Raw genomic sequence first — 25,028 nt, 5'->3', positions numbered from 1 at the left:
GGGCGGTGGTTGGCCTATCGGATCGGGATGCTTGTTCAGTGGCACCGGGATGAGGCTTTCGCGGGAAAACCCACGCCCACAGGGCTGGACCCTAGTGGGCGTGGGTTCATCTGCGGACCGGTCCGTCAGATCACCGGAGCCGTTGCAGCCATCGACGGCCGCTTGGTCACGTCGGCATACCACGCGGCAAGGCCGGGCTGCTGCTCACGCCAGCCGAACTGCGGCTGGCGCAGGTCCAGGTAGCCCAGTGCACAGGCCACGCCGATGGCGGCGATGTCGAAGGTCGAGGCGAGCTCCGCCAAGTGTGCCTGCTCCAGGTTGGCCAGGCTGCGGCGGATCTTCTCGCCTTGGGCCTGGATCCAGCCTTCCCAGCGCTTGTCTTGTGGACGCAGGAAGGTCTCGTAACGGGTCGAGACCGCTGCATCCATGATCGCATCGGCCTGGGAGGCCAGGGTCAGGCGCCGCCAGCGGGCAGAGCCTTCGCGGGGGATCAGCGGGTTGCCGACGTGTTGCAGGTCGAGGTACTCGCAGATCACCCGGCTGTCGTGCAATACCGTGCCGTCTTCCAGGCGCAGCGCCGGGATCTTGCCGATCGGGTTGTCTTGGTTGAGCTGGTCATCGCCATTGACAGGGCTGACGTTGACGGCTTGCAAGGTCACGCGGTCGAGCTGACCGGTCTCGTGCAGCACGACCATTACCTTACGGACGAACGGCGAGAGCGGCGAGTGGAACAGGGTCATGGTCGTCATGGCCAGGCCTCATTTGCCTTGCAGGCTGGGAGGTAGGCAGACGCCGGTGCCGGCGATGCCGCAGTAACCGTCGGGGTTCTTGGCCAGGTACTGCTGGTGGTAGGCCTCGGCGAAGTACACGGTCGGTGCCTGGTCGATCTCGGTGGTGATCTCGCCGAAACCGGCCTTGGTCAGCTCGGCCTGGAAGGCGTCACGGCTGGCCTTGGCCTGTTCCAGTTGCTCGGGGCTGGTGCAGTAGATGGCCGAGCGGTACTGGGTGCCGATGTCGTTGCCCTGGCGCATGCCTTGGGTCGGGTTGTGCAGTTCCCAGAACATCGCCAGCAGCTCGCGATAGCTCACTTTGTCCTTGTCGAACACCACCAGCACCACTTCGGTGTGGCCGGTCAGGCCCGAGCAGACTTCTTCGTAGGTCGGGTTGGGGGTGAAGCCGCCGGCATAGCCGACCACGGTGCTGACCACGCCTTCGCGCTGCCAGAAACGCCGTTCGGCGCCCCAGAAGCAGCCCAGGCCGAAGATGGCGAAATCGATGCTGCCCTCGAAGAAGGGGCCCAGCAGCGGCGTGTCCTTGAACACGTAGTGGAACTCGGGCAGGGGCATCGGGGTGTCGCGACCAGGCAGCGCCTGTTCCGCGGTAGGCATGACGTTTTTGTTCACCAGGATTTCCGAACGCAGGACCATGGCCGTTCCTCTGTATGTCAGGTGGATGAGTGTTGACCGCTTCGCGGGTAAACCCGCTCCCATCAGCAGCGTCGTGCCTACGGAAGTGGGCGCACCGTGAAATGTCTCGAATGAGGCTTATAGTGCCCGAGCTTGGCGTCGCTGTCAGGCCACCGGGCCACGTGGATATCGCTTGAGCCGCTCGGCCAGCTCGCGCCCCGGAATCGGCTTGTCGAACAGGTAGCCTTGGCCGACATCGCAGCGATGCCGCCGCAGGAAAGCCAACTGCTCGGCGGTCTCGATGCCTTCGGCAACCACCTTGAGCTTGAGGTTGTGAGCCATCGCCACCACCGCCGAGGTGATTTCCATATCGTCCTGGTTGTCGGGGATCTCGTTGATGAAGCTGCGGTCGATCTTGATGATGTCGATCGGAAACTTCTTCAGGTAGCTCAGCGATGAATAGCCGGTGCCGAAGTCGTCCATGGCCAGGATCAAGCCGAGGGCCTTGAGCTCGTCGAGCTGGCGGTGGGTATCGACGGTCGCTTCCAGCAGCAGGCCCTCGGTCAGTTCCAGCTCCAGCAGGTGCGGTGGCAGGGCTTCTTCCTTGAGGATGGTGTCGATCGAGGCCACCAGCTCCGGGTCGGAGAACTGCTTGGGCGACAGATTGATGGCCACGTGCAGGTCGCCTAGGCCGACCTGGCTCAAGTGCTGGCTCATGCGGCAAGCCTGGCGCACGACCCATTTACCGATCGGGATGATCAGCCCGGTTTCCTCGGCGACGCTAATGAACTGATCGGGGCGGATCATGCCTTTTTCGGGATGGTTCCAGCGCAGCAGGGCCTCCAGGCCCAGCAGGCGGCCACTGCGCAGGCACAGCTTGGGCTGGTAGAACACCTCCAGCTCGTTCTGGGTCAGGGCGCGGCGCAGGTTGTTCTCCACGAACAGCTTGTAACTGGCCTCGGCATTGAGCACTTCGGTGAAAACCTGGACCTGGTGCTTGCCGTTGGCTTTGGCCTTGTGCAGGGCAAGGCCTGCGTTCTTCATCAGGCTTTGCGGGTCGCTGCCGTGCAGGGGGGCACAAGCCAGGCCCACCGAGGCGGTGACGTTGATCAGCTGGTTGTCGACGAACATGGGTTTGTCGAGGGTGTGCAGCAGTTGCTGGGCCACTTGCTGGCCGGTCTCCAGGCTCGCATCGTCGAGCAGCACGGCGAATTCGTTACTGGCAAAACGCGCCAGGATATCGCTGCTGCCCAGGCTGTTGCGCAGGCGCCGGGCCAGGCTGACCAGAAGCTTGTCGCCGGTCTGATGGCCGAGGCTGTCGTTGATCCGCTTGAAGTTATCGATGTCCACCAGCAGCAGGCACAGGGGCCGGTCGCCGATGTGTTCGAAGCGCTCATCGAGGTTGCGGATGAACGAGGGACGGTTGCCCAGGTTGGTCAGGTTGTCCGTGTAGGCCAGGCGTTCGATGCGCTGCTGGGCCAGCTTGCTTTGGGTGATGTCTTCGTAGATGCCGATGTAGTGCGTCAGCTCGCGGTTGTCGCCAAAGACCTTGGAAATCGACAACTGGCCCCAGTAGGGTTCCAGGCTCTTGCGTCGGCTCTTGAACTCGCCTTGCCAGCTGTTGCCCATGGCCAGGCTCGAGGGCGAGTGGAACAGCAGCTCGCTCAGGTTCTCCAGCGCAGGCAGTTCTGCCAGATGGCGCCCCTGCACTTCATCGGTGCTGTACTGGGTGATGGCGGTGAAGCTTGGGTTGACGTATTCCACCACGCCGTCGCGGTTGACCAGCAAGAAGGCACTGGCGCTCTGCTCCACGGCCCGCTGGAACAGGTGCAGGGCACTGGCCGCCGTGCGTCGATTGTGGTTGGTGATCACCTGGGCGACCTGGTCGGCCAGTTCCCCGGCGAAGGCGATTTCGTCGGCCTGCCAGGCACGGGCCTTGCCGATCTGTTCCAGGCACAGCACGCCAACGACCTGGCCATCGACGCGAATGCTGGCGTCGAGCATGGCATTGTTGGTCGCTGCGTACAGGGTCTCGGCCATGTCGCGGGTGCGAGGGTCCTGGCCGGCGTTATGGGCATCGATGGCGCGGCTGGCGTGCAGGGCATCGAGGTAGTCCGGGAAACAGCTGGCATCGATGGGCTGGGGCAGGTAGTGACGCTGATCCAGGCTGTGCCAGGCACTGATCGGTTCCAGATGCTGATCCTGCAGATGCCAGAGGCTGGCGCAATCGACCTTGTAGATTTCGCAGGCACTGCGGGTGATCAGCTCGGCCGCCTCCTGCAAGGAGTTTTCAGCGCTGTAGCGCTGCCGGGCCAGGCGCAGGATAAGGTCCTGCTGGGCGCGCACGCGCTCAAGGTGCAGCAGCTGCTCCTGCTGGGCGCGCTGGTTGAGCTGCAAGGCCAGTTGCAGACGGCTGTTGCGAGACTCCAGATCGTCCTCGCCAAGCTCTGGCTCTTGGTCCTGCTGATCATCGAGCACCATGAGATAGCCGCGCAACAGCTGGCGGTTGTGCTGGCGGTAGGCTTCGCCGATCTCCAGCAAGCGCAAGGCTGCGCCGCTGGTGTGCAGGGTGTAGCGGATCCGGTAGTGGTTACGCTGTGCCAGTTGCAGCTGGATCTCGTCATGCAGCCTGTAGCGCGCCTCTGGCTCCATGAGGCTGGCATAGGGTGAGCCGATCAGGGCGCAGAGGTCGGCGGCAGGCAGGCCGAACTGGCGCTCGCAGGCAGGATCGAGATAGAGCATCGCCCAGCTGGCTTCGTTGAGCCGTTCGAAACGCAGCATACCGAGCCGTGAAGGCACGGGGAGCTGCGTGACGACCTCGGCCGCCACTCGGCTGGCGGCATCGGGTTGGCTTTTCATCGAAGACTCGCTTGAAAGGGCGGTTGGCGCGGCGGGCCACGAGCTATGCGGCGGTGCCTAGGGCAAGGTTGCATCATGTCCCGAGGGCTGGCAAGCGGCCATGCGGGAAGCTATGTACAGCTTGTCGGCGGTTGTACGGAAATCTGAAGGCCAGAAGGGGTGGTGGGAACGGGTTCGCCTGCGAAGGGTTGCGAGTTTGACGGCGTATTCGCGTCTTTGGCATCAGGCAAAAAAAGCCCCGCCAGAGTGGCGGGGTTGAGGTACGAGCGTGGCAGCTCGAAACAGGCTTGCCTCACCCCTTGGAGGGTGAGGCAAGGGGCTGCGTTACAGCAGCATGGTGCGGATGTCCGCCAGCACGTCGCCCAGACGCTTGGTGAAGCGCGCGGCGGCGGCGCCGTTGATCACACGGTGATCGTAGGACAGCGACAGCGGCAGCATCAGCTTGGGCTGGAACGCCTTGCCATCCCAGACCGGCTGCATGGTGGCCTTGGAGACACCCAAGATCGCCACCTCAGGCGCGTTGACGATCGGCGTGAAGCCGGTGCCGCCAATGTGGCCGAGGCTGGAGATGGTGAAGCAGGCGCCCTGCATTTCGTCGGAAGACAGTTTCTTGGTGCGGGCCTTCTCGGCCAGCGCCGCGGCTTCGGCAGCCAGTTGCAGCAGGCTCTTCTGGTCGACGTTCTTGATCACAGGGACCAGCAGGCCGTCCGGAGTGTCCACGGCGAAGCCGATGTGCACGTACTTCTTGCGGATGATCGCCTTGCCGCTGGGTGCCAGCGAGCTGTTGAAGTCCGGCAGTTCCTTGAGCAGGAAGGCGCAGGCCTTGAGCAGCAGCGGCAGGACGGTCAGCTTCACGCCAGCCTTCTCGGCCACGGCCTTCTGCGCAACGCGGAAGGCTTCCAGCTCAGTGATGTCGGCGGAGTCGAACTGGGTGACGTGCGGCACGTTCAGCCAGCTGCGGTGCAGGTTGGCGGCACCGACCTGCATCAGGCGGGTCAGGGCGACTTCTTCCACTTCACCGAACTTGCTGAAGTCCACAGCCGGGATCGGCGGGATGCCTGCACCACCGGTCGCGCCAGCGGCTGGAGCTTCCTTGGCTTTCTGCATCATGGCCTTGACGTAGACCTGCACGTCTTCTTTCAGGATACGGCCGTGCGGACCGGTCGCGGCGACCGCGCCCAGGTCGACGCCGAACTCACGGGCCAGCAGACGCACGGCAGGACCAGCATGGACCTTGGCGTTGCTGCCAGCAGCCGGCGCGGTGGCGACCGGAGCCGGTGCAGCAGCCGCAGCTGGCGCTGCAGCAGGCGCGGCGGCTGGCGCCGACTCGGCCTTGGCAGGGGCCGGTGCGGCAGCGGCTGGAGCGGCAGCCGGGGCGGCGCCCGCGACTTCCAGCTTCAGGATCAGGTCACCGGTGCCGACTTCGTCGTCCAGCTTGGCGATAACTTCCTTCACCACGCCAGCGGCGGGGGATGGGATCTCCATGGAGGCCTTGTCGGACTCCAGGGTGATCAGCGACTGGTCGGCTTCGACGGTGTCGCCGGCCTTGACCAGTACTTCGATGATCTTGGCCTTGCCCGACGAGCCGATATCCGGCACATGGATGTCCTGCACACTGGCGGCAGCAGGCGCAGCAGCTGGGGCAGGGGTGGCGGCTGGCGCAGGTGCGGCAGCCGGTTGCTCTGCGGCAGCCGGGGCAGCAGCGGCCGGAGCCTCGGGCGCCGCAGCGGCACCCTCGACTTCCAGGACCATCAGCTCGTCGCCTTCTTTCAGGCGATCACCCAGCTTGACTTTCAGTTCCTTGATCACGCCGGCCTTGGGTGCTGGGATCTCCATGGAGGCCTTGTCGGACTCCAGGGTCAGCAGGCTCTGGTCAGCCTCGATACGGTCACCGACCTTGACGAACAGCTCGATGATTTCACCTTCACCGCTGCCGATGTCAGGTACGCGAATGAGTTCGCTCACTTAAAAATACTCCTCAGCAGTCCAGTGGGTTGCGCTTGTCCGGATCGATGCCGAACTTGACGATGGCGTCGGCCACCACCTTCGGTTCGATCTCGCCACGGTCAGCAAGGGCTTCCAGGGCAGCCAGCACGACGAAGTGACGGTCGACTTCGAAGAAGTGACGCAGCTTCTTGCGGCTGTCGCTGCGACCGAAGCCATCGGTACCCAGGACCTTGTACTCCTTGCTCGGGACCCACTGACGGATCTGTTCGGCGAAGAGCTTCATGTAGTCGGTGGACGCTACAACCGGGCCTTTGCGGCCGGCCAGGCACTGCTCGACGTAGGTCTGCTGTGGCTTCTGGCCAGGCTTGAGGCGGTTGGCGCGTTCCACGGCCAGGCCGTCACGGCGCAGTTCGTTGAAGCTGGTGACGCTCCAGACGTCGGCGCCGACGTTGTATTCCTCGCGCAGGATCTTGGCCGCTTCGCGGACTTCGCGCAGGATGGTGCCCGAACCCAGCAACTGCACGTGGTGCGCGGCCTCGCGGGTGTCTTCCTCGAGCAGGTACATGCCCTTGATGATGCCTTCCTCGGCGCCGGCCGGAATGGCAGGCTGGGTGTAGGCTTCGTTCATCACGGTGATGTAGTAGAAGACGTCCTGTTGCTCTTCGGTCATCTTCTTCATGCCGTCCTGGATGATCACCGCCAGCTCGTAGCCGTAGGTCGGATCATAGGTGCGGCAGTTCGGGATGGTGGCAGCCATCAGGTGGCTGTGACCGTCTTCGTGCTGCAGGCCTTCACCGTTGAGGGTAGTACGGCCAGCGGTACCGCCGATCAGGAAGCCACGGGTGCGGCTGTCGCCAGCGGCCCATGCCAGGTCACCGATACGCTGGAAGCCGAACATCGAATAGAAGATGTAGAACGGCAGCATCGGCTGGTTGTGGTTGCTGTACGAGGTACCGGCGGCGATGAACGACGACATGGCGCCGGCTTCGTTGATGCCTTCCTCGAGGATCTGGCCCTTTTTGTCCTCGCGGTAGAACATCACCTGGTCCTTGTCGACCGGCTCGTAGAGCTGGCCCACGGACGAGTAGATGCCAAGCTGGCGGAACATGCCTTCCATACCGAAGGTACGGGCTTCGTCCGGGATGATCGGAACGATGCGCTGGCCGATCTCCTTGTCCTTGACCAGCTGCGCCAGGATACGCACGAAGGCCATGGTGGTGGAGATTTCGCGGTCGCCCGAACCGTCCAGGATCGCCTTCAGGGTTTCCAGCGGCGGAGTCGGGATGCTGAAGCTCTTTGCACGGCGCTGCGGTACGAAGCCACCCAGGGCTGCGCGGCGCTCGGCCAGGTACTTGGCTTCGGCGCTGCCTTCTTCCGGACGGAAGAATGGCAGGTTTTCCAGGTCGGCATCCTTGACTGGGATGTCGAAGCGGTCACGGAAGTGACGCAGGCTGTCGACGTCGACCTTCTTGGTGTTGTGCGCGGTGTTCTTGGCTTCGCCGGCACCGGTACCGTAACCCTTGATGGTCTTGGCCAGGATGACGGTCGGCTGACCTTGATGGTTGACCGCCTGGTGGTAGGCCGCATAGACCTTGTACGGGTCGTGGCCGCCACGGTTGAGCTTCCAGATCTCGTCGTCGGACAGGTCTTCGACCATGGCCTTGAGTTCTGGGGTGTTGAAGAAGTGCTCACGGACGTACGCACCGTCCTTGGCCTTGTAGTTCTGGTACTCGCCGTCGATGACTTCGTCCATGCGGCGCTGCAGGGCACCGTTGGTGTCCTTGGCGAACAGCGGATCCCAGAAGCGGCCCCAGACGACTTTGTTGACGTTCCAGCCACCGCCACGGAACACGCCTTCGAGTTCCTGGATGATCTTGCCGTTGCCGCGGACCGGGCCGTCGAGGCGCTGCAGGTTGCAGTTGATGACGAAGATCAGGTTGTCCAGCTTCTCGCGGCCAGCCAGGGCGATCGCGCCCAGGGATTCTGGCTCGTCGCACTCGCCGTCGCCCATGAAGCACCAGACCTTCTGCTTACCGGCCGGGATGAAGCCACGGGCTTCCAGGTACTTCATGAAGCGTGCCTGGTAGATCGCCTGGATCGGACCCAGACCCATGGAAACGGTCGGGAACTGCCAGAAGTCAGGCATCAGCCATGGGTGCGGGTAGGAGGACAGGCCCTTGCCGTCCACTTCCTGACGGAAGTTGTTCATCTGGTCTTCAGTGATGCGACCTTCGAGGAAGGCGCGGGCATAGATGCCTGGGGAGGCGTGGCCCTGGAAGAAGATCAGGTCGCCACCGTGCTCCTCGGTAGGAGCCTGGAAGAAGTAGTTGAAGCCGATGTCGTACAGGGTGGCGCTGGAGGCGAAGCTCGAGATGTGGCCGCCCAGGTCCGAATCCCGCAGGTTGGTACGCATGACCATGGCCAGGGCGTTCCAACGTACCATCGAGCGGATGCGGCGTTCCATGAACAGGTCGCCAGGCATGCGTGCTTCGTGGGTAACGGGGATGGTGTTGCGGTATGGCGTGGTGATTGCGTACGGCAGCTGAGAGCCACTACGGGTGGCCAGCTCGCCCATACGGGTCATCAGGTAGTGAGCGCGGTCTTCGCCTTCTTTGTCGAGGACCGACTCCAAGGCATCCAGCCATTCCTGGGTTTCGACGGGATCGAGGTCTTGCATGGCTTGCTCCAGGGCGGAAAGGCCACCAGAATCGGGGGCCTGAGTTTGCGACTGGCCTTTTGGGCAGACGTCGTGAATTCTTGGATTAGCCGGACAGTCATCCGGCGCCGTGTAGTTTTACTACAAATGGTTTGGCATTTCATGCTTTTGAACAGCCGGGGTAGTAGTAAAACTACAGAAAAGCGGCATTTTGTCGCATGCCGGGTTGTGGGGAAAAACGTTCCCGTAGGTTTGGACTGGGCTTTGATTGGGTGAATCTTGATGTTTTTTACCAATGATTCGTTTATTTCAGCTATTTCCAACTTTTGTATGACAGTCCAACCGTCATTCGGCATCCCCTCGGCCGCCTCTACCCCTCCCACTCACGCCGACCAAGGATAGACCATGCGCCTGCCTTTGCCGCTCGATCTGCCCGCCGTCCTGCAACCGCTGGTCGTCCGTAACCAACAATCCCTGCGTGAGGCCATCGCGGGTATCGAGGGGCTGGACTTCGATGCCTGGAACTCCGCCCAGCGCCATGCGTTCGATCAAGTGGCTGCAGTCAGCGACTTCGTTTTGGAAGTGGCCCTGCGCGAGCCGGCCATGCTCTTTACGCTGCAGGCCAGCGGTGAACTGGAGCGGCCTTTCGCCCCTGGCGAGCTGCGCGCGCGCATCGCCGCCGCCGCCGAAGCGGCGCAGAGCGAGGAGGAGCTTGCGCGCAACCTGCGTCGCGAGCGCAACCGCCAGCAGGTGCGCATCATTTGGCGCGACATCACCCGCCAGGCCGCGCTGGAAGAAACCTGCCGCGACCTTTCCGACCTGGCCGACGCCTCCATCGACCAGGCCTACCAATGGTTGTATCCGCGCCATTGCCAGCAGTTCGGTACGCCCATCGGCAACCGCAGCGGCCAGGCGCAGCACATGGTGGTGCTGGGCATGGGCAAGCTGGGCGCGGTGGAGCTGAACCTGTCTTCGGACATCGATCTGATCTTCGCCTTTCCCGAGGGCGGCGAGACCGAAGGGGTCAAGCGTTCGCTGGACAACCAGGAGTTCTTCACCCGTCTGGGCCAGCGTCTGATCAAGGCGCTGGATCCAGTGACCGTTGATGGTTTCGTGTTCCGTGTCGACATGCGCCTGCGCCCCTACGGCTCGGCCGGTGCCCTGACGTTGTCGTTCAATGCCCTGGAGCAGTACTACCAGGACCAAGGGCGTGATTGGGAACGCTACGCCATGATCAAGGCACGGGTCGTGGCCGGCGACCAGGTGGCCGGCGCCCAGCTGCAGAATATGCTGCGCCCGTTCGTCTACCGGCGTTACCTGGATTTCTCGGCCATCGAGGCGCTGCGCACCATGAAGCAGCTGATCCAGCAGGAAGTGCGGCGCAAGGGCATGTCGGAGAACATCAAGCTCGGCGCGGGCGGTATCCGCGAAGTGGAGTTCATCGCCCAGGCGTTCCAGTTGATCCACGGCGGGCGCGACCTGAGCCTGCAGCAGCGGCCACTGCTCAAGGTGCTGGCGACCCTCGAAGGCCAGGGCTACCTGCCGCCGGCGGTGGTGGCCGAGTTGCGTGAGGGCTATGAGTTCCTGCGTTATACCGAGCATGCGATCCAGGCCATCGCCGACCGCCAGACCCAGATGTTGCCGGAGGACGAAAAGGATCGCGAGCGCGTGGCGTTTATCCTGGGCTTTGCCGACTGGCAGAGCTTCCATGACCAGCTCATGCACTGGCGTGGCCGGATCGACTGGCATTTCCGCCAGGTGATCGCCGACCCCGACGACGAGGAAGGCGAGGGCGAGCTGGTCGTCGGTGGCGAATGGTCGCCGCTGTGGGAGCAGGCCCAGGATGAAGAGGCCGCCTGCCGTCAGTTGGAGGAAGCCGGCTTCAAGCAGCCCGCCGAGGCCTTGCGTCGCCTGGCGTTGCTGCGCTCCAGTCCGTCGCTGCGCTCCATGCAGCGTATCGGTCGCGAGCGCCTGGACGCCTTCATTCCGCGCCTGCTCGCCCAGGCTGTGGAGCACGATGACCCGGACCTGGTCCTGGAGCGCTTGTTGCCGCTGGTCGAGGCGGTGGCGCGACGTTCGGCCTACCTGGTGCTGCTGACCGAGAACCCAGGTGCTTTGCGCCGGTTGCTGACGCTGTGCGCGGCTAGCCCGTGGATCGCCGAACAGATTGCCCGCTACCCGTTGCTGCTCGACGAACTGCTCAATGAAGGCCGGCTGTTCAGCCCGCCCCTGGCGCCGGAGTTGGCCTGCGAGCTGCGCGAGCGCCTGACGCGCATTCCCGAGGACGATCTGGAGCAGCAAATGGAGGCTTTGCGTCACTTCAAGCTGGCCCACAGTCTGCGGGTAGCCGCCTCGGAGATCACCGGCAACCTGCCCCTGATGAAAGTCAGCGACTACCTGACCTGGCTGGCCGAGGCGATCCTCGATCAGGTGCTGGCCCTGGCCTGGCGCCAGACGGTGGCCCGTCACGGCCAGCCCAAGCGCAGCGATGGCAGCCTGTGCGATCCGGGTTTCATCATCGTCGGCTACGGCAAGGTCGGCGGCATCGAGCTGGGGCATGGCTCGGACCTGGACCTGGTGTTCATCCACGATGGCGATCCCCAGGGCGAAACCGACGGCGCCAAACCCATCGACGGTGCGCAATTCTTCACCCGGTTGGGCCAACGCATCATTCATATGCTGACTACCCAGACCAACTCCGGTCAGCTCTATGACGTGGACATGCGCCTGCGTCCTTCCGGCGCCTCGGGGCTGCTGGTCAGTTCCGTGGGTGCCTTCGAGCGCTACCAGCAGGGCGAGGCCTGGACCTGGGAGCACCAGGCTCTGGTGCGGGCGCGAGTGCTGGTGGGCTGCAAGCAGGTCGCGGCGGCGTTCGAGGACGTGCGCGCCCGGGTGCTGGGCAAGCCGCGCGAGTTGGACAAACTGCGCCAGGAAGTGAGCGAGATGCGCGCCAAGATGCGCGACAACCTTGGCACCAAGAGCACCGCCGCCGGCACTGCCGCCAATGCGTTCGAGGCCGGCATGCCCTTCGATATCAAGCAGGATGCCGGCGGTATCGTGGATATCGAATTTATGGTGCAATACGCCGCTTTGGCCTGGTCCCACGACCACCCGGCCCTGCTGCGCTGGACCGACAACATCCGCATTCTCGAGGAGCTGGAGCAGGCTGGGCTGATGCCGGCCGACGATGCGGTGCTGCTGCGCGAGGTATACAAGGCGTTCCGCTCGGCCTCGCACCGCCAGGCCCTGCAGAAGCAAGCCGGGGTCGTCGATGCCGGTCAGTTTGCCGATCAGCGTCGCCAGGTGCGGCGGATCTGGAGCGAGCTCGGGCTGACCTGAGGCCCTCCGCCAGCCCTGTAGGGGCGATCAGCGGTAGAAATGCCTGGGTGTTACACTGTCCGCCACATAGCCTGAATATAAAGAGGGGAGGCCAGGCCAACGCTGAGCCTCCCCGAGCGTTTCTGGACTAAGCATGAGAATACTGATCATTGGGCCCAGCTGGGTCGGCGACATGGTGATGGCGCAGACCTTGTTCCAGTGCCTGAAACAGCAGCACCCCGAATGCGTGATCGACGTGCTGGCGCCCGAGTGGAGCCGGCCGATCCTCGAGCGCATGCCCGAGGTGCGCCAAGCCCTGAGCTTCCCGCTCGGCCATGGCGCGCTGGAGCTGGCCACGCGTCGGCGCATCGGCAAATCCCTGGCGGGTCAGTATGACCAGGCGATCCTCCTGCCTAACTCGCTGAAATCGGCATTGGTACCGTTTTTCGCTGGCATCCCCAAACGCACCGGCTGGCGCGGCGAAATGCGCTTCGGCCTGCTCAACGATGTGCGCAAGCTGGACAAAACCCGCTATCCGCTGATGATCGAGCGCTTCATGGCCCTGGCCTATGCGCCAGGGGCCGAGCTGCCACAGCCCTATCCACGCCCAAGCCTGCGGATCGAAGCCCAGAGCCGTGACGCCGCGCTGGCCAAGTTCGGCCTGGCGCTTGATCGACCGGTGCTGGCGCTGTGCCCTGGCGCCGAGTTCGGCGAGGCCAAGCGCTGGCCGGCCGAGCACTACGCCGAGGTCGCTGACGCGATGATCCGTCAGGGCTGGCAGGTGTGGCTGTTCGGCTCGAAGAACGACCACCCAGTGGGTGAGGCGATCCGGGATCGGCTGATTCCAGGGTTGCGCGAGGAGTCCTACAACCTTGCAGGGGACACGTCCCTGGCCGAGGCCATCGACCTGTTGTCCTGCGCCGATGCCGTGGTGTCCAACGACTCCGGGCTGATGCACGTGGCCGCCGCCTTGAATCGCCCGCTGGTGGCGGTCTACGGCTCCACCTCGCCGGGCTTCACCCCGCCTTTGGCCGAACAGGTTGAGATCGTGCGCCTGGGCATCGAATGCAGTCCTTGCTTCGATCGCACCTGCCGCTTCGGTCACTACAACTGCCTGCGTCTGCTCGAGCCCGGCAAAGTGATTGCCGCGCTCACGCATCTGGGCGGACCGAACCTGATCGATGTCCTGGCCGAGGTCGACTAAGTGCGGGTCCTGATCATCAAGACATCTTCGCTGGGCGACGTGATCCACACGCTGCCCGCGATCACCGACGCCGCGCACGCTCTTCCTGGTATCCGCTTCGACTGGGTGGTGGAGGAAGGTTTCGCCGAGATCCCCAGCTGGCACCCGGCGGTCGACCAGGTCATTCCGGTGGCCATCCGGCGCTGGCGCAAGAATCTCTGGCAGACGATCAAGAGCGGCGAATGGAAGGCGTTCAAGCAGCGTCTGCGCGCGCAAAAGTACGACTTGGTGATCGACGCCCAGGGGCTGGTCAAATCGGCCTGGCTGACGCGCTACGTGAAGGCGCCGGTGGCTGGGCTCGACCGCTACTCCGCGCGCGAAGGCTGGGCCAGCCGCTTCTATGACCGACGGTTGTCGGTCGCCGTCGGCCAGCATGCCGTGGAGCGGGTGCGTCAACTGTTCGCCCTGGCCCTGGCCTATGACCTGCCCGAAGGCATCGGCCGCTATGGCCTGGACCTGGATCGCCTGCAACTGCCGCCTGCCGCGCCATACGTGGTGTTCCTGCATGGCACCACCTGGGCCACCAAGCACTGGCCTGAGGCCTATTGGCGCGAACTGGCCGAGCGCCTTGGGCGCCGCAATCTGCAGGTTCGCCTGCCGTGGGGTAACCCGGCCGAGAAAGCCCGCGCCGAGCGTATCGCCCAGGGCTTGAAGAATTGCGAAGTCCTGCCCAAGTTGAACCTGGCAGGTGTCGCCCGCGTACTGGCGGCGGCCAAGGCCTGCGTGGCGGTGGATACCGGCTTGGGCCATCTGGCGGCGGCACTGGATGTGCCGACCATCTCCCTGTTCGGCCCAACCAACCCTGGCCTGACCGGCGCCTACGGGCGTGTGCAGGTCCATCAGGCCAGCGACTTCCCCTGCGCGCCCTGCCTGCAGAAGAAGTGCACCTACAAACCGAGCGCCGAGGACCTGCGCCGGTTCGATCTCAAACGCGAGTGGCCACTGTGCTTCACTCGCCTGAATCCCGAGCATGTGGCGAGCCGCTTGAGCGCGCTGCTGCTGGCTGAGGATGTTCGTTGATGCAACTGGCTTTCGTGCTTTACAAATATTTCCCCTTCGGCGGGCTGCAGCGCGATTTCATGCGCATTGCCTTGGAGTGCCAGAAGCGGGGCCACCAGATCCGTGTCTACACGTTGATCTGGGAAGGCGACATTCCGCCGGGCTTCGAGGTGCTGGTGGCGCCGGTCAAGGCACTGTTCAATCACCGCCGCAACGAGAAGCTCAGTGCCTGGATGGCCGCGGACTTGGCCAAGCGCCCGGTCGATCGCCTGATCGGTTTCAACAAGATGCCTGGGCTGGACGTCTACTACGCCGCCGACGGCTGCTTCGAGGACAAGGCCCAGACCCTGCGCGGCGGCCTGTACCGCCGCTGGGGCCGCTACCGGCATTTTGCCGAGTACGAGCGCGCCGTGTTCGCCAAGGACGCCCGCACCGAGGTGCTGATGATCTCCGAGGTGCAGCAGCCGCTGTTCATCAAGCACTACGGCACCCCGCTTGAGCGCTTCCACCTATTGCCGCCGGGGATTTCCCAGGACCGCCGCCGCCCGGCCGACGCCGAGGCGATCCGCGCGCAGTTTCGCAAGGAGTTCGGGCTGGGCGAGGACGATCTGCTGTTGGTGCAGATCGGCTCGGGCTTCAAGACCAAAGGCGTGGACCGCAGCCTCAAGGCGCTTGCAGCGTTACCCTCGGCGCTGCGCAAACGCACCCGGCTGATGGTCATCGGCCAGGACGATCCGAAGGTGTTCCAGTTGCAGAGCGCCACGCTGGGCCTGGGCGAGCAGGTGCAGTTCCTCAAGGGGCGCAGCGATATCCCGCGCTTCCTGCTCGGGGCCGATCTGCTGATCCACCCGGCCTATAACGAAAACACCGGCACCGTGCTGCTGGAGGCCCTGGTGGCCGGCTTGCCGGTGCTGGTTTCCCAAGTGTGCGGCTATGCCCATTACATTGCCGAGGCCGACAGCGGCCTGGTGCTGGACGAGCCGTTCGAGCAGGAGCAGCTCAACCGCTACCTGCAACGCATGCTCGAAGACGGCCAGGCGCGTGCCGCCTGGGCGCGCAACGGGCTGGCCTTCGCCGATACCGCGGACCTTTACAGCATGCCGCAGCACGCCGCCGACGTGATCCTCGGGCAGGAGCAGGCATGAAGCTGATACTGGCCGAGCCGTTCAAGCGCCTGTGGGCAGGGCGCGATCCCTTCGAGGCCGTGGAGGCCCTGCAGGGCGAAGTGTTCCGTGAACTGGAAGGCCGCCGCACGCTGCGTACCGAGGTCGAGGGCGAGGGGTACTTCGTCAAGATCCACCGCGGCATCGGCTGGGGCGAGATCTTCAAGAACCTGTTCAGCGCCAAGCTGCCTGTCCTCGGCGCCGGCCAGGAGTGGCGCGCCATCCAGCGTCTACACCAAGCCGGCGTGCCGACCATGACCGCCGTGGCCTACGGCGAGCGCGGCAGCAACCCGGCGAGTCAGCATTCGTTCATCGTCACCGAAGAGCTGGCACCGACCATCAGCCTGGAAGACTTCAGCATCGACTGGGTCAAGCAACCGCCCCAGGCACGTCTGAAATGGGCGCTGATCGCCGAGGTGGCGAAGATGACCGGCGGCATGCACCGTGCCGGGGTCAACCACCGCGACTGCTACATCTGCCACTTCCTGCTGCACACCGATCGACCGGTGACGCCGGAAGATTTCAAGCTGTCGGTAATCGACCTGCACCGGGCCCAGACCCGTGACAAGATCACCCGCCGCTGGCGCGACAAGGACCTGGCTGCCTTGTATTTCTCGGCCCTGGACATCGGCCTGACGCGCCGCGACAAGCTGCGCTTCTTGCGTGGATACTTCCAGCGCCCGTTGCGCCAGGTGTTGGCCGATGAGGCCGCGCTGCTCGCCTGGCTCGAGCGCAAGGCGCAGAAACTCTACGATCGCAAGCAACGCTATGGGGATGCGCTCTGATGGCGGGTTGGACACTGGCACCAGGCTACGAAGGCCTGGCGGCGGATTTCGGCAGTCTCGATGCGGTGTTCGCCCTTCAAGGTGAACGCCTCACCCGTGACCCGCTCAGCGAAGTGGTGCGCATCGAGCGGGATGGGGTCAACTATTACGTCAAACGCTACACCGGTGCCGGCAAGGCCCTGCGTCGATACGTGGGGCGGCCGCGCATCAAGGCCGAGTGGCAGAACCTCAAGCAATTTGCCAAATGGGGGATCCCCACCGCCGAAGTGGTGGCCTGGGGCCTGGAACGCAACGGCCTGGGTTTTGGCCGCGGTGCGATGATCACCCGCGAACTGCCCAATACCGAGGATCTGTCCGCCCTGGCCGAACGCAAGGACCCGCGCCTGGCCGACCGCACCTGGGTCGACCATGTCAGCCGTCAACTGGCCAGGCATACCCGGGTCATGCACGATCACAACTTCGCCCACAACGATCTGAAGTGGCGCAACCTGCTGGTGGACGACAAGGCGACGCTGTTCTTCATTGACTGCCCGACCGGCGACTTCTGGCGCGGTTGCCGTGCCCTGATGTTGCGCCACCGCCTGATCAAGGACCTGGCGTGCCTGGACAAGGTCGCCAAATACCACCTGTCGGCAACCCAACGCCTGCGCTTTTACCTGCAGTACCGCGGTCACCAGCGCCTGGATTCCAGGGACAAGCGACGGATCCGTGAGGTGGTGAGCTTCTTCGAGGGAAGGGAATGACCGATTACCTGGCCAGTGCCGACGAGGCGTTGCTGCAACGTCACGGGCTAAATGACTTCGAGGCGCTGTGGGCGCTGCAGCTCGACGCCGTGGACGAGCCCAACACCGGCCGTGGCGGTTGGAGCAGCGTGTTTCGCCTGGAGCTCGAGGGCAAGGGCTTCTACCTCAAGCGCCAGAGCAACTACCTCACGCGGACCCTGCATCGGCCGTTTGGCGAGCCGACCTTCGCCCGTGAGTTCCGCAATATCAGCCGTTACCAAAAGCTCAGGATTCCCGCCTTGCAGGCGGTGTTCTATGGTGAACGCAAGGGCAACGGCCAGCACCGCGCCATTCTCATGACCCGAGCACTGGATGACTGGCGCGATCTGGATAGCCTGCTGGCCCAGTGGCCGCAACTGGCAGCCGGGCAGCGCGAGGGTATCCTCAAGGCTTGCGGCCAGCTGGCCCGCACTCTGCACGCGGCAGGCCAGGTGCACGGCTGTTTCTACCCCAAGCACATCTTCCTGCGTGAGCGTCGCGAAGGCTGGCAGGCCCAGTTGATCGATCTGGAGAAGACCCGCCCGCTGTTAATGGGCATGCGTGACCGGCTCAAGGACCTGGAACCCTTGCTGCGCCGTGCCCGCGTCTGGGGCGAGGCGGACGTACGCAGCCTGCTGGGGGCCTACCTCGAGCAGCCTGGCGACAGCAGCCTGGTCGATACTTGGTTGCAACGCTTGGTGCGTCGTCGCCGTGAAAAGGAGGCGCGTTGATGCGTTTGTCTGAACTCAAAAGCGCCGGGCGCAGCCCGTCGTTACCGCTGAGCGTGACGCTGGCCGATGCGGCCGGCAGCGCGGACCTGCAATTGCTCAGTCTGCTGCGCGTGCTGCCGGGGCAACGCTATGTCGGCGCCGGCATCTGGCGTGGCACGCCGGTGTTGGCCAAGCTGTTGGTCGGTGGCAATGCCGCCCGACACTTCCAGCGCGAACTCGAAGGTGTGAAGTTGCTTGCCGCACAAGGCCTGACGACACCCCAGCTGTTGGCAGATGGCCTGAAGGAAGGCGAAGGCGGCTGGTTGCTGTTCGAGTTACTCGAAGGCGCCCAGAGCTTGGGCGACGCCTGGGCAGCGGTGGAGAACCTGCCGGTGCTGGCCGACGAGCAGCAGCAGGTGCTGGGCGAAGCGCTCGCCGCTGTGGCGCACATGCACGCCAAGGGCCTGTGGCAAGAAGACCTGCACCTGGACAACCTGCTGCGTCATGGCGGTCAGCTGTACTTGATCGACGGGGGCGGCATCAAGGCCGAGACCCCGGGCCAGCAACTGTCGCGCCAGCGTGTGCTGGAAAACCTCGGCGTGTTCTTCGCCCAGTTGCCCAAGCGCCTGGAGCCTTTCATCGAAGAGCTGCTGGTCCATTACTTGTTGGCCAATGCCGAACATGCCCTGCCGTTGGAAGCCTTGCAGAAGCAGATCGACAAGGTGCGCAACTGGCGCTTGAAGGATTACCTGGAAAAGGCCGGGCGCGAGTGCACGCTGTTCAGCGTCGAGCGCAGCCTCTCGGGCCTGCGCGCGATTCGTCGCGCCGAAGTGCCGGCCATGCTGTCGGTGCTGCAGAACGCCGATGCGTTGATCGATGCGGGGCATCTGTACAAGACCGGCGGTGCAGCGAGCGTGGCGCGTATCGAGGTCGATGGCCGCACGTTGGTGCTCAAGCGCTACAACATCAAGAACACCGCTCACTGGTTCAAGCGCTTCTGGCGCCCCAGCCGCGCCTGGCACTCCTGGATCGAAGGGCACCGTCTCGAATTTCTCGACATCGCCACGCCGCGGCCGCTGGCGGTGCTGGAGCAGCGGGTCATGGGCCTGCGCAGCCGAGCCTTTTTGGTCACCGAGTATGCCGATGGGCCGGATCTGATCGAGTGTTTCCAGCCGTACGTCGAGAGCGGCGAGGCGCCTGAGGAACAGGTGCAGGCGTTGGTGCACCTGATGCAGCAGCTGATTCGCGAGCGCATCAGCCATGGCGATTTCAAAGGACACAATCTGTTCTGGCAGGACGGCCAGTGGTCGCTGATCGACCTGGATGCCATGTGCCAGCACGCCACCCAGCTCAGCTTCGCACCAGCCTATGCCCGTGACCGGGCGCGGATGTTGCGCAACTGGCCAAGCGGCAGCGCGTTGCACCAGCGGCTGGATGCGCTGTTGCCGCGCATCGATCAGTAGCCCGGACACCGCGCGGCCGATAGGCACGACAGGGCTCTGGGTGGCGACTCAGGCCCTGTCGGGGGACGACGGTGCCCAATTCCACGGTATTCAGGCGCGGCCGATCAGCCCTCGCAGCCCCAGCACCGCGGGCACGCCCAATCCCACCCAGGACAACACGTCCCACCCGCCATCTCCCAATAACGCGGCAAACAGCCCTGCCGCGCCCAGAACGGCGATGAGCGCCGGCCAGGCGAAGATTCGCCGGGTCGATTGCGACCTGTGGCTCATGCCGTCACCTCCCGACCCTTGCGCTGCTTGGCCCACCACAGGTAAAGGCCGCTGCCCAGCACGACAATTGTCAGCACGTCGAGCACCGCCCAGAGGATCTGCATGGGACGCCCGCCGTAGTCGCCGAAATGCAGTGGCTGCGACAGCCCCATGGCATCCATGTACCAAGGCCGATCACCGATGGCAGTGACTGATAGTGTGCGAGCGTCGATCAGCACCGGGGTCCACGTGTGGGAGGTCAGGTGGGTGGCGCCTTTCATGAACACCGCGTAGTGGTGCTCACTGGAAAAGCGCGTGCCGGGGAAGGCGATGAAGTCCGCCCGCATGCCAGGCGTCGCCTCGGCAGCGATGTCCAGCAGACGGCTGGCCGGTGCGCGCTCGGTGAGCGGTGGTGCGTCCCGGTAAGGGGCGACCATCGCTGCCAGGCTGTCGTTGCGCCAGGCGGCGATGACCACATCGGAGAGGGCGCTGATCACCCCGGTGACGCCGACCACCAAGGCCCAGGTCAGGGTGACGATGCCGATCAGGTTGTGCAGGTCGAGCCAGCGAAGGCGGTGCGAGCGATCATGGCGCACCGTGGCGAACCCCAGGCGGCGCATGAAGGGGGCGTAGAGCACGGTGCCGGAGATGATCGCCACCACGAACAACACCCCCATGAACGCCAGCAGCAGCTTGCCGGGCAGGCCGGCGAACATGTCTACATGCAGGCGTAGCAGGGTCATCATCAGCCCGCCGTTGGCCGCAGGCATCGCCACCGCTTCACCCGTGCGGGCGTCGAGCATGAAGGTGTGCGAGGCATCGGGTTCGGTGCCAGCGGTGGCAGCCGTGATGGCAACCACGCCGTCAGGTTCGTCCTCGTCGTAGCCGAAGTACTGCACCACCTCGCCAGGACGATGGGCCTGGGCCTTGAGCACCAGGTGCTGCAGGTCCAGGTGCGGCGTGCCCTCGGGCATCTGGCGCAGTTCGGGGGCATCGCCGAGCAGGTGCTCGAGTTCGTGGTGGAAGATCAGTGGCAGGCCGGTGAGGGCCAGCAGCATCAGGAACAGGGTGCAGACCAGGCTGGTCCAGGTGTGGATGAAGGACCAGCGGCGGATGGTTGAGCTTTTCATTTCATGTTGTTTCTCTGCGTCCGGAAAGACCAAAAGCCGTCTTCCGGGGACGGCTTGATCGATGAGCGAATGACGTCAGGCCATCACCATTTGTAGGTGGCACTGGCGACGACGCTGCGTTGGTCTCCGAAATAGCAGTAGTACGCATCGCAGGTGGAGATGTAGTCCTTGTCCAACAGGTTGGTGGCGTTGATGGCCACCGATGCGCCCTTCAGGCTGTTGTCGAGACGTCCCAGGTCGTAGTGCACGGCGGCATCGAACACGGTGTAGGCGTCGGCCTTGCCCAGGTAGGTGTTGGCCTGGTCGCCATAGGTATTGCCGGTGTAGCGCGCACCGGCACCGATACCGAAGCCATCGAGCACGCCGGTGTGCCAGGTGTAGTCGGCCCACAGCGAGGCTTGCTGGTTCGGCATCCGCTGCAGGCGATTGCCTTTGTAGAGGCCGTCCTGCACTTCGGATTTGGCCAGGGTATAGGCGGCGATCACCTTCAGGTTCTCGTTGACGTCGGAGACGGCCTCGAGCTCCAGACCACGGACTTTCACTTCGCCGGTCTGGCTGGTGACGGTCACGTTTGCGACAGTGTCGGTGACCGAGACGTTCTTCTGGGTCAGGTCATAGATCGCGGCGGAGAGCAGGGTGTTGGAACCAGGAGGTTGGTACTTTATGCCAAGTTCCCACTGCTGGCCTTCGGTCGGCTTGAACGACTCCGTGGCTTTAGGGCTTGGATCACTGGTCGGCTGGAAGGATTCGGCGTAGGACAGGTAGGGAACAAAGCCTGAGTCGAACACGTAGCTGATGGCGGCGTTGCCACTGAATTTCTTGTCGCGCTGGGTAGTGGTCGCGTCATTGTCGTTGAAGTACTTAGTGCCGGTGTGCACCCAGTCCTCACGCCCGCCAATGGTCAGGCGCCAGTTGTCCAGGGCCATCTGGTCCTGGACATACAGGCCCGTCTGGCGGGTTTTCTGGTTGTAGTCGTAATAGGCGTCGGCGCGGGGCGGGCGGGTGATCGGCAGCCCATACACCGGGTTGTTGACGTTGGTGTCGGGCACGTTGAAGCCGTAGATCGCCAGGTAGTTGGTGTTGGTGCGCTGGTGATCCAGGCCGATCAACAGGGTATGGCTGATGTCGCCGGTGTCGAAGTTGCCCTGGAAGTTGTTGTCGACGGCGAACTGGCTGATGTCCTCATCGACATTGGTGGACATGCGGCTGGTGTTGCCTTGGTTGTCCACCGGCGGGTTGGTGGGGTTGTAGCTGCTGACCGTAATCGTTTGGAAAGCCAGGTCCGACTTGGTGTAGCGCAGGTTCTGTCGGAACTGCCAGACATCGTTGAAGCGGTGCTCGAAGGCATAGCCCAAGGCGTAATAGGTGCGGTCGTAGAACTCGTAGTTTGGGTCGCCTAGGTTCTTGTGATGCGAGATCTTGCCGAACGGCATGTCGATCTTGGTGCCTTGGATCGGGCGGAACTGGCTCGTGACGCCGGTATCGTCGCGGGTGAACTGAGACAGAAACGTCAGCGAAGTGTCTTCGTCGATGTTCCAGGTCAGGCTAGGGGCAATGTTGTAGCGCTTGTCGTCGATGTGGTCGATCTGGGTGCCGCCGTCGCGCAGCACCCCGCTCAGGCTGTACAGGAACTGACCCTGGTCATCGATCTTGCCGGTGCTGGCGAAGTTGATCTGTCGGTGGTTATCGCTGCCGTACTGCAGTTCGATTTCATGGGCGCTTTCGGCCTGCGGGCGGCGGCTGACCATGTCCAAGAGGCCGCCGGGTGGAGTCTGCCCGTAGATCGAAGAGGACGGGCCGCGTAGCAGCGCCAGACGGTCCAGGTTCCAGGTCTCGGCTTTGGGGTTGGCGTAGACGCCACGAGGCAGTGGCAGTCCGTCGAGGAACTGGGTCGGCTCGAAGCCGCGCACGAGCATCCAGTCGTACCGTGTATCACTGCCGAAACTCGCCGAAACGATCCCTGGCATGTAGCGCACGGCATCGTCGAGGCTGTGCACGCTCCGGTCATTCATCTGCTGACGGGTCGCGACGGAGATGGAACGGGGGACTTCGACAAGTGCCGTATCGGTCTTGGTGCCTGCGGCGGTGCGGGTGGCGGTATAGCCTTCTACCGGGCCCCAGGCCGTTTCCAAGTCGCCGCTGGCATGGATGGCGGTTTCCGGAAGTGCCAGGGTGCCGTCGGGGGTGGCCACCAGGCTGTAGCTGCCGACGCTGCTTTGCTGCAGTTGCAAGCCTGTGCCGCGCAGCGCTGCATGCAGGGCGCCCAAGGCGTCGTACTGGCCGCTGACCCGGGCCGAGGTGCGGCCATCGACCAGCGCCGGATCCAACGCCAGAGCGATACCGGCCTGGCTGGCGATCTGGTTCAGGGTGCTGGCCAGCGGTGCGCTGGGCAGATCGTAGGTACGCAGAGCCGTCTGTTCGGCGGCCTGCACGGCAGGGCTGCCCAGCGGGATGGCCAGAGCAACGGCCAGGGCCATCAGGCTAGGGCGCAGGAAAGAATCTACGGCACGGGACATGCAGCGGCTCCTCGACGAATAAGTGCTGATTGCTTCCTTGCCGAGCGAGATGTGAAAAGTGACAGAGGGTGATGGAAAAAATGTGCAAGGGGACTGGGGCTGTTTCGCAGCCCCTCGCAGGCTTGGCCAGTTCCCACGCAGGGAGACTGAGTGTCGTGAGTCTATTTGGCGGTGACGGTCACCCACCACGGCGTATGCAGCTCGATCTTCACCGGTAACGCCGGGGTGAGCGATGCCAGGGCCAGGTCGGTGTCGGTCAGCGGGAAGCTGCCGCTCACACGCAGATCGGCCACTTCGGCGGCAACCCCCAGGTGGCCGTTGCGGTAGTGGGCGAGCGTGGCGACCAGATCGGCCAGGCGTACGTTGTCCACGACCAGCATGCCGCGGGTCCAGGCATCGGCACCGACCGCGACGGGGTCGACCTGGCCAAGACCGTCGGCGGTCATCAGTACCTGCTGGCCTTCGCGCAGGACCTGCTCATCGCTGCTGTTCAGTGGCCTGGCCGCTACCTGGGACTTGAGCACCTCCAGGCGGGTGCCGTCGCCTTCGCGCTTGACCAGAAATCGCGTTCCCAGCGGTCGCAGGCGGCCATCATCGGTACGCACCAGCAACGGACGGGCATCCCTATGGCCGGTTTCGACGGAAATCTCGCCTTGGTGCAGGACGATGACCCGCTGCGTGCCGGTAAAGTCGATGTCTACCGCAGTGCTGGTATTGAGGCTCAGCACGGTGCCGTCTTCGAGGCGCAGGGTGCGCAGCTCGCCGGTGCCGGTGCGCTGGTCGGCCAGCCAGTAGCCCGGCGACAACGAAGGTGCACCAACACCGATCAGCAGTGCGCCTACCAGCAGCAAACCAGCCAGGCCGCCACCGAACCTGCCCAGCCGCTGGCGCAAACTTGCTCGCGATTGCACCAGGGCTTTGCGTGCCGGGCCTGCCGCGGCACTGACGCGCTGATCGAGCATGCCCAGTTGCTGCCAGGCACGGGCATGTTCCTCACTGGCGGCATGCCAGCGCATGAACTCGATGCGTTCATCTGCGGTGCCGTCGCCGCCATCGAGGCTCAATTTCCAGGCAATGGCGGCGTCCAGCACTTTGGCCGATACGGGCTTGGTGTTCACGTCGGCTCTCCATAGAGCGCCACGTAGCACTGGCGCATGCCTTGGGCGATGTACTGGCGCACCCGTGAGACCGACACGCCCAAGCGCTCGGCGATTTCGGCATGGCCCATGCCATCGAGGCGATTGTGCAGGAAGGCCGCCCGCGCCTTGCTCGACAGCTTGCCCAGGAGCCGGTCGATGGCCTTGAGGTCTTCGAGGATCAGGTGCTGGATTTCTGGGGAAGGCTGCTCGGCCTCGGGCCGGCTGGCCAGCTCGGTCAGGTAGGCCTGCTCCAGAGCCGCACGGCGGAAGTGGTCGAACAGCAGGCCCTTGGCCACGGCGACCAGAAAGGCACGGGGCTCGCGCGGAACGTCGAGCTGCTCCCGACCGAGCAGGCGCACGAAGGTGTCCTGGCTCAGGTCTTCGGCGCGCTGGCGGCAGGCTGTGCTGCGTTGCAGCCAGGCCAGCAGCCAGGTGCGATGGTCGCGGTACAGCGTACCGACCAGCTGGGCATGTGGGCTCTGCGCAGACGACAAGAAGCGTCCCCCGAAAAGAATGCGTTAACTAACGATAATTATTCGCGATTGTGGCAGAGCGGAGGTGCCCGGTGCAATTGACGCTGATCGGATTGTGAAGGCGGGTTTGCCTCCACACAGGAGGTCAGGCTCCCCTGGGGCCTGCGAGTCAAGGGAGCGGGTCCATCCGCGCACGAGCAGACGCGAGCGA

18 protein-coding genes are annotated in these 25,028 nt (G+C 64.2%); 8 read left to right on the top strand and 10 right to left on the bottom strand.

The window, feature by feature from the left end; genetic code table 11:
• Positions 1 to 125: 125 nt before the first annotated feature.
• From DQ397_RS08315 to aceE, 5 genes are all read right to left on the bottom strand, one after another.
• On the bottom strand, positions 126 to 749 hold the full coding sequence (locus DQ397_RS08315) for a glutathione S-transferase (protein ID WP_043212602.1): 624 nt from the start codon (positions 747 to 749) through the stop codon (positions 126 to 128).
• 9 nt (positions 750 to 758) lie between these two features.
• Positions 759 to 1,427, bottom strand: a complete 669-nt coding sequence (gene msrA, locus DQ397_RS08310) for a peptide-methionine (S)-S-oxide reductase MsrA (protein WP_043212604.1) — start codon at positions 1,425 to 1,427, stop codon at positions 759 to 761.
• Positions 1,428 to 1,571: 144 nt separating this feature from the next.
• A complete protein-coding gene (locus DQ397_RS08305; protein ID WP_043212606.1) occupies positions 1,572 to 4,265 on the bottom strand; it encodes an EAL domain-containing protein in 2,694 nt (897 codons plus the stop codon).
• A gap of 324 nt (positions 4,266 to 4,589) precedes the next feature.
• Positions 4,590 to 6,230: a dihydrolipoyllysine-residue acetyltransferase gene (gene aceF, locus DQ397_RS08300; RefSeq protein ID WP_043212609.1), complete on the bottom strand. Its 1,641-nt coding sequence runs from the start codon at positions 6,228 to 6,230 to the stop codon at positions 4,590 to 4,592.
• 13 nt (positions 6,231 to 6,243) lie between these two features.
• The gene (gene aceE / locus DQ397_RS08295; protein WP_043212611.1) at positions 6,244 to 8,889 is read right to left on the bottom strand and encodes a pyruvate dehydrogenase (acetyl-transferring), homodimeric type; all 2,646 of its coding nucleotides are present in this window, start codon (positions 8,887 to 8,889) and stop codon (positions 6,244 to 6,246) included.
• A gap of 384 nt (positions 8,890 to 9,273) precedes the next feature.
• On the opposite strand from aceE, the gene glnE reads away from it, so the two are divergent.
• From glnE to DQ397_RS08255, 8 genes are all read left to right on the top strand, one after another.
• Positions 9,274 to 12,207, top strand: coding sequence for a bifunctional [glutamate--ammonia ligase]-adenylyl-L-tyrosine phosphorylase/[glutamate--ammonia-ligase] adenylyltransferase (gene glnE, locus DQ397_RS08290; protein ID WP_043212613.1), 2,934 nt, complete (start codon positions 9,274 to 9,276; stop codon positions 12,205 to 12,207).
• 133 nt (positions 12,208 to 12,340) lie between these two features.
• Positions 12,341 to 13,390 carry a lipopolysaccharide heptosyltransferase II gene (gene waaF / locus DQ397_RS08285; protein ID WP_043212615.1) on the top strand — a complete coding sequence of 350 codons (1,050 nt, stop codon included), beginning with the start codon at positions 12,341 to 12,343 and terminating at the stop codon, positions 13,388 to 13,390.
• Positions 13,391 to 14,449, top strand: coding sequence for a lipopolysaccharide heptosyltransferase I (waaC, locus tag DQ397_RS08280; protein WP_043212617.1), 1,059 nt, complete (start codon positions 13,391 to 13,393; stop codon positions 14,447 to 14,449). It abuts the gene before it with no gap.
• The gene (locus tag DQ397_RS08275) at positions 14,449 to 15,573 is read left to right on the top strand and encodes a glycosyltransferase family 4 protein (protein WP_043212619.1); all 1,125 of its coding nucleotides are present in this window, start codon (positions 14,449 to 14,451) and stop codon (positions 15,571 to 15,573) included. Before waaC ends, DQ397_RS08275 begins: the two co-directional genes overlap by 1 nt.
• Positions 15,570 to 16,376: a lipopolysaccharide core heptose(I) kinase RfaP gene (gene rfaP / locus DQ397_RS08270; protein WP_043212621.1), complete on the top strand. Its 807-nt coding sequence runs from the start codon at positions 15,570 to 15,572 to the stop codon at positions 16,374 to 16,376. The genes DQ397_RS08275 and rfaP overlap by 4 nt, the downstream gene beginning before the upstream one ends.
• Complete coding sequence (locus DQ397_RS08265) at positions 16,376 to 17,119, top strand: lipopolysaccharide kinase InaA family protein (RefSeq protein ID WP_043212623.1); 744 nt, start codon at positions 16,376 to 16,378, stop codon at positions 17,117 to 17,119. Before rfaP ends, DQ397_RS08265 begins: the two co-directional genes overlap by 1 nt.
• Positions 17,116 to 17,868 (top strand): lipopolysaccharide kinase InaA family protein, encoded by a 753-nt coding sequence (locus DQ397_RS08260; RefSeq protein WP_043212625.1) that lies wholly within the window; start codon positions 17,116 to 17,118, stop codon positions 17,866 to 17,868. Before DQ397_RS08265 ends, DQ397_RS08260 begins: the two co-directional genes overlap by 4 nt.
• Complete coding sequence (locus DQ397_RS08255) at positions 17,868 to 19,310, top strand: lipopolysaccharide kinase InaA family protein (RefSeq protein ID WP_043212627.1); 1,443 nt, start codon at positions 17,868 to 17,870, stop codon at positions 19,308 to 19,310. The genes DQ397_RS08260 and DQ397_RS08255 overlap by 1 nt, the downstream gene beginning before the upstream one ends.
• Before the next feature lie 90 nt (positions 19,311 to 19,400).
• On the opposite strand, the gene DQ397_RS08250 is transcribed toward DQ397_RS08255, so the two are convergent.
• From DQ397_RS08250 to DQ397_RS08230, 5 genes are all read right to left on the bottom strand, one after another.
• Positions 19,401 to 19,580 (bottom strand): hypothetical protein, encoded by a 180-nt coding sequence (locus tag DQ397_RS08250; protein ID WP_043212628.1) that lies wholly within the window; start codon positions 19,578 to 19,580, stop codon positions 19,401 to 19,403.
• Entirely contained in the window at positions 19,577 to 20,689 is a 1,113-nt protein-coding gene (locus DQ397_RS08245) for a PepSY domain-containing protein (protein WP_043212631.1), read from the bottom strand. Before DQ397_RS08245 ends, DQ397_RS08250 begins: the two co-directional genes overlap by 4 nt.
• An 83-nt stretch (positions 20,690 to 20,772) precedes the next feature.
• On the bottom strand, positions 20,773 to 23,205 hold the full coding sequence (locus tag DQ397_RS08240) for a TonB-dependent siderophore receptor (RefSeq protein ID WP_043212633.1): 2,433 nt from the start codon (positions 23,203 to 23,205) through the stop codon (positions 20,773 to 20,775).
• Positions 23,206 to 23,366: 161 nt separating this feature from the next.
• A complete protein-coding gene (locus tag DQ397_RS08235) occupies positions 23,367 to 24,323 on the bottom strand; it encodes a FecR domain-containing protein (protein ID WP_043212635.1) in 957 nt (318 codons plus the stop codon).
• The gene (locus DQ397_RS08230) at positions 24,320 to 24,838 is read right to left on the bottom strand and encodes an RNA polymerase sigma factor (RefSeq protein ID WP_043212637.1); all 519 of its coding nucleotides are present in this window, start codon (positions 24,836 to 24,838) and stop codon (positions 24,320 to 24,322) included. The genes DQ397_RS08235 and DQ397_RS08230 overlap by 4 nt, the downstream gene beginning before the upstream one ends.
• Positions 24,839 to 25,028: the final 190 nt, after the last annotated feature.

It is taken from the genome of Pseudomonas sp. CK-NBRI-02, from assembly GCF_008124495.1.
Classification (GTDB): Bacteria; Pseudomonadota; Gammaproteobacteria; order Pseudomonadales; family Pseudomonadaceae; genus Aquipseudomonas; species Aquipseudomonas guariconensis.
Note: the sequence above shows the minus strand (reverse complement) of the source record. Positions and strands in the feature narration are given on the sequence as shown.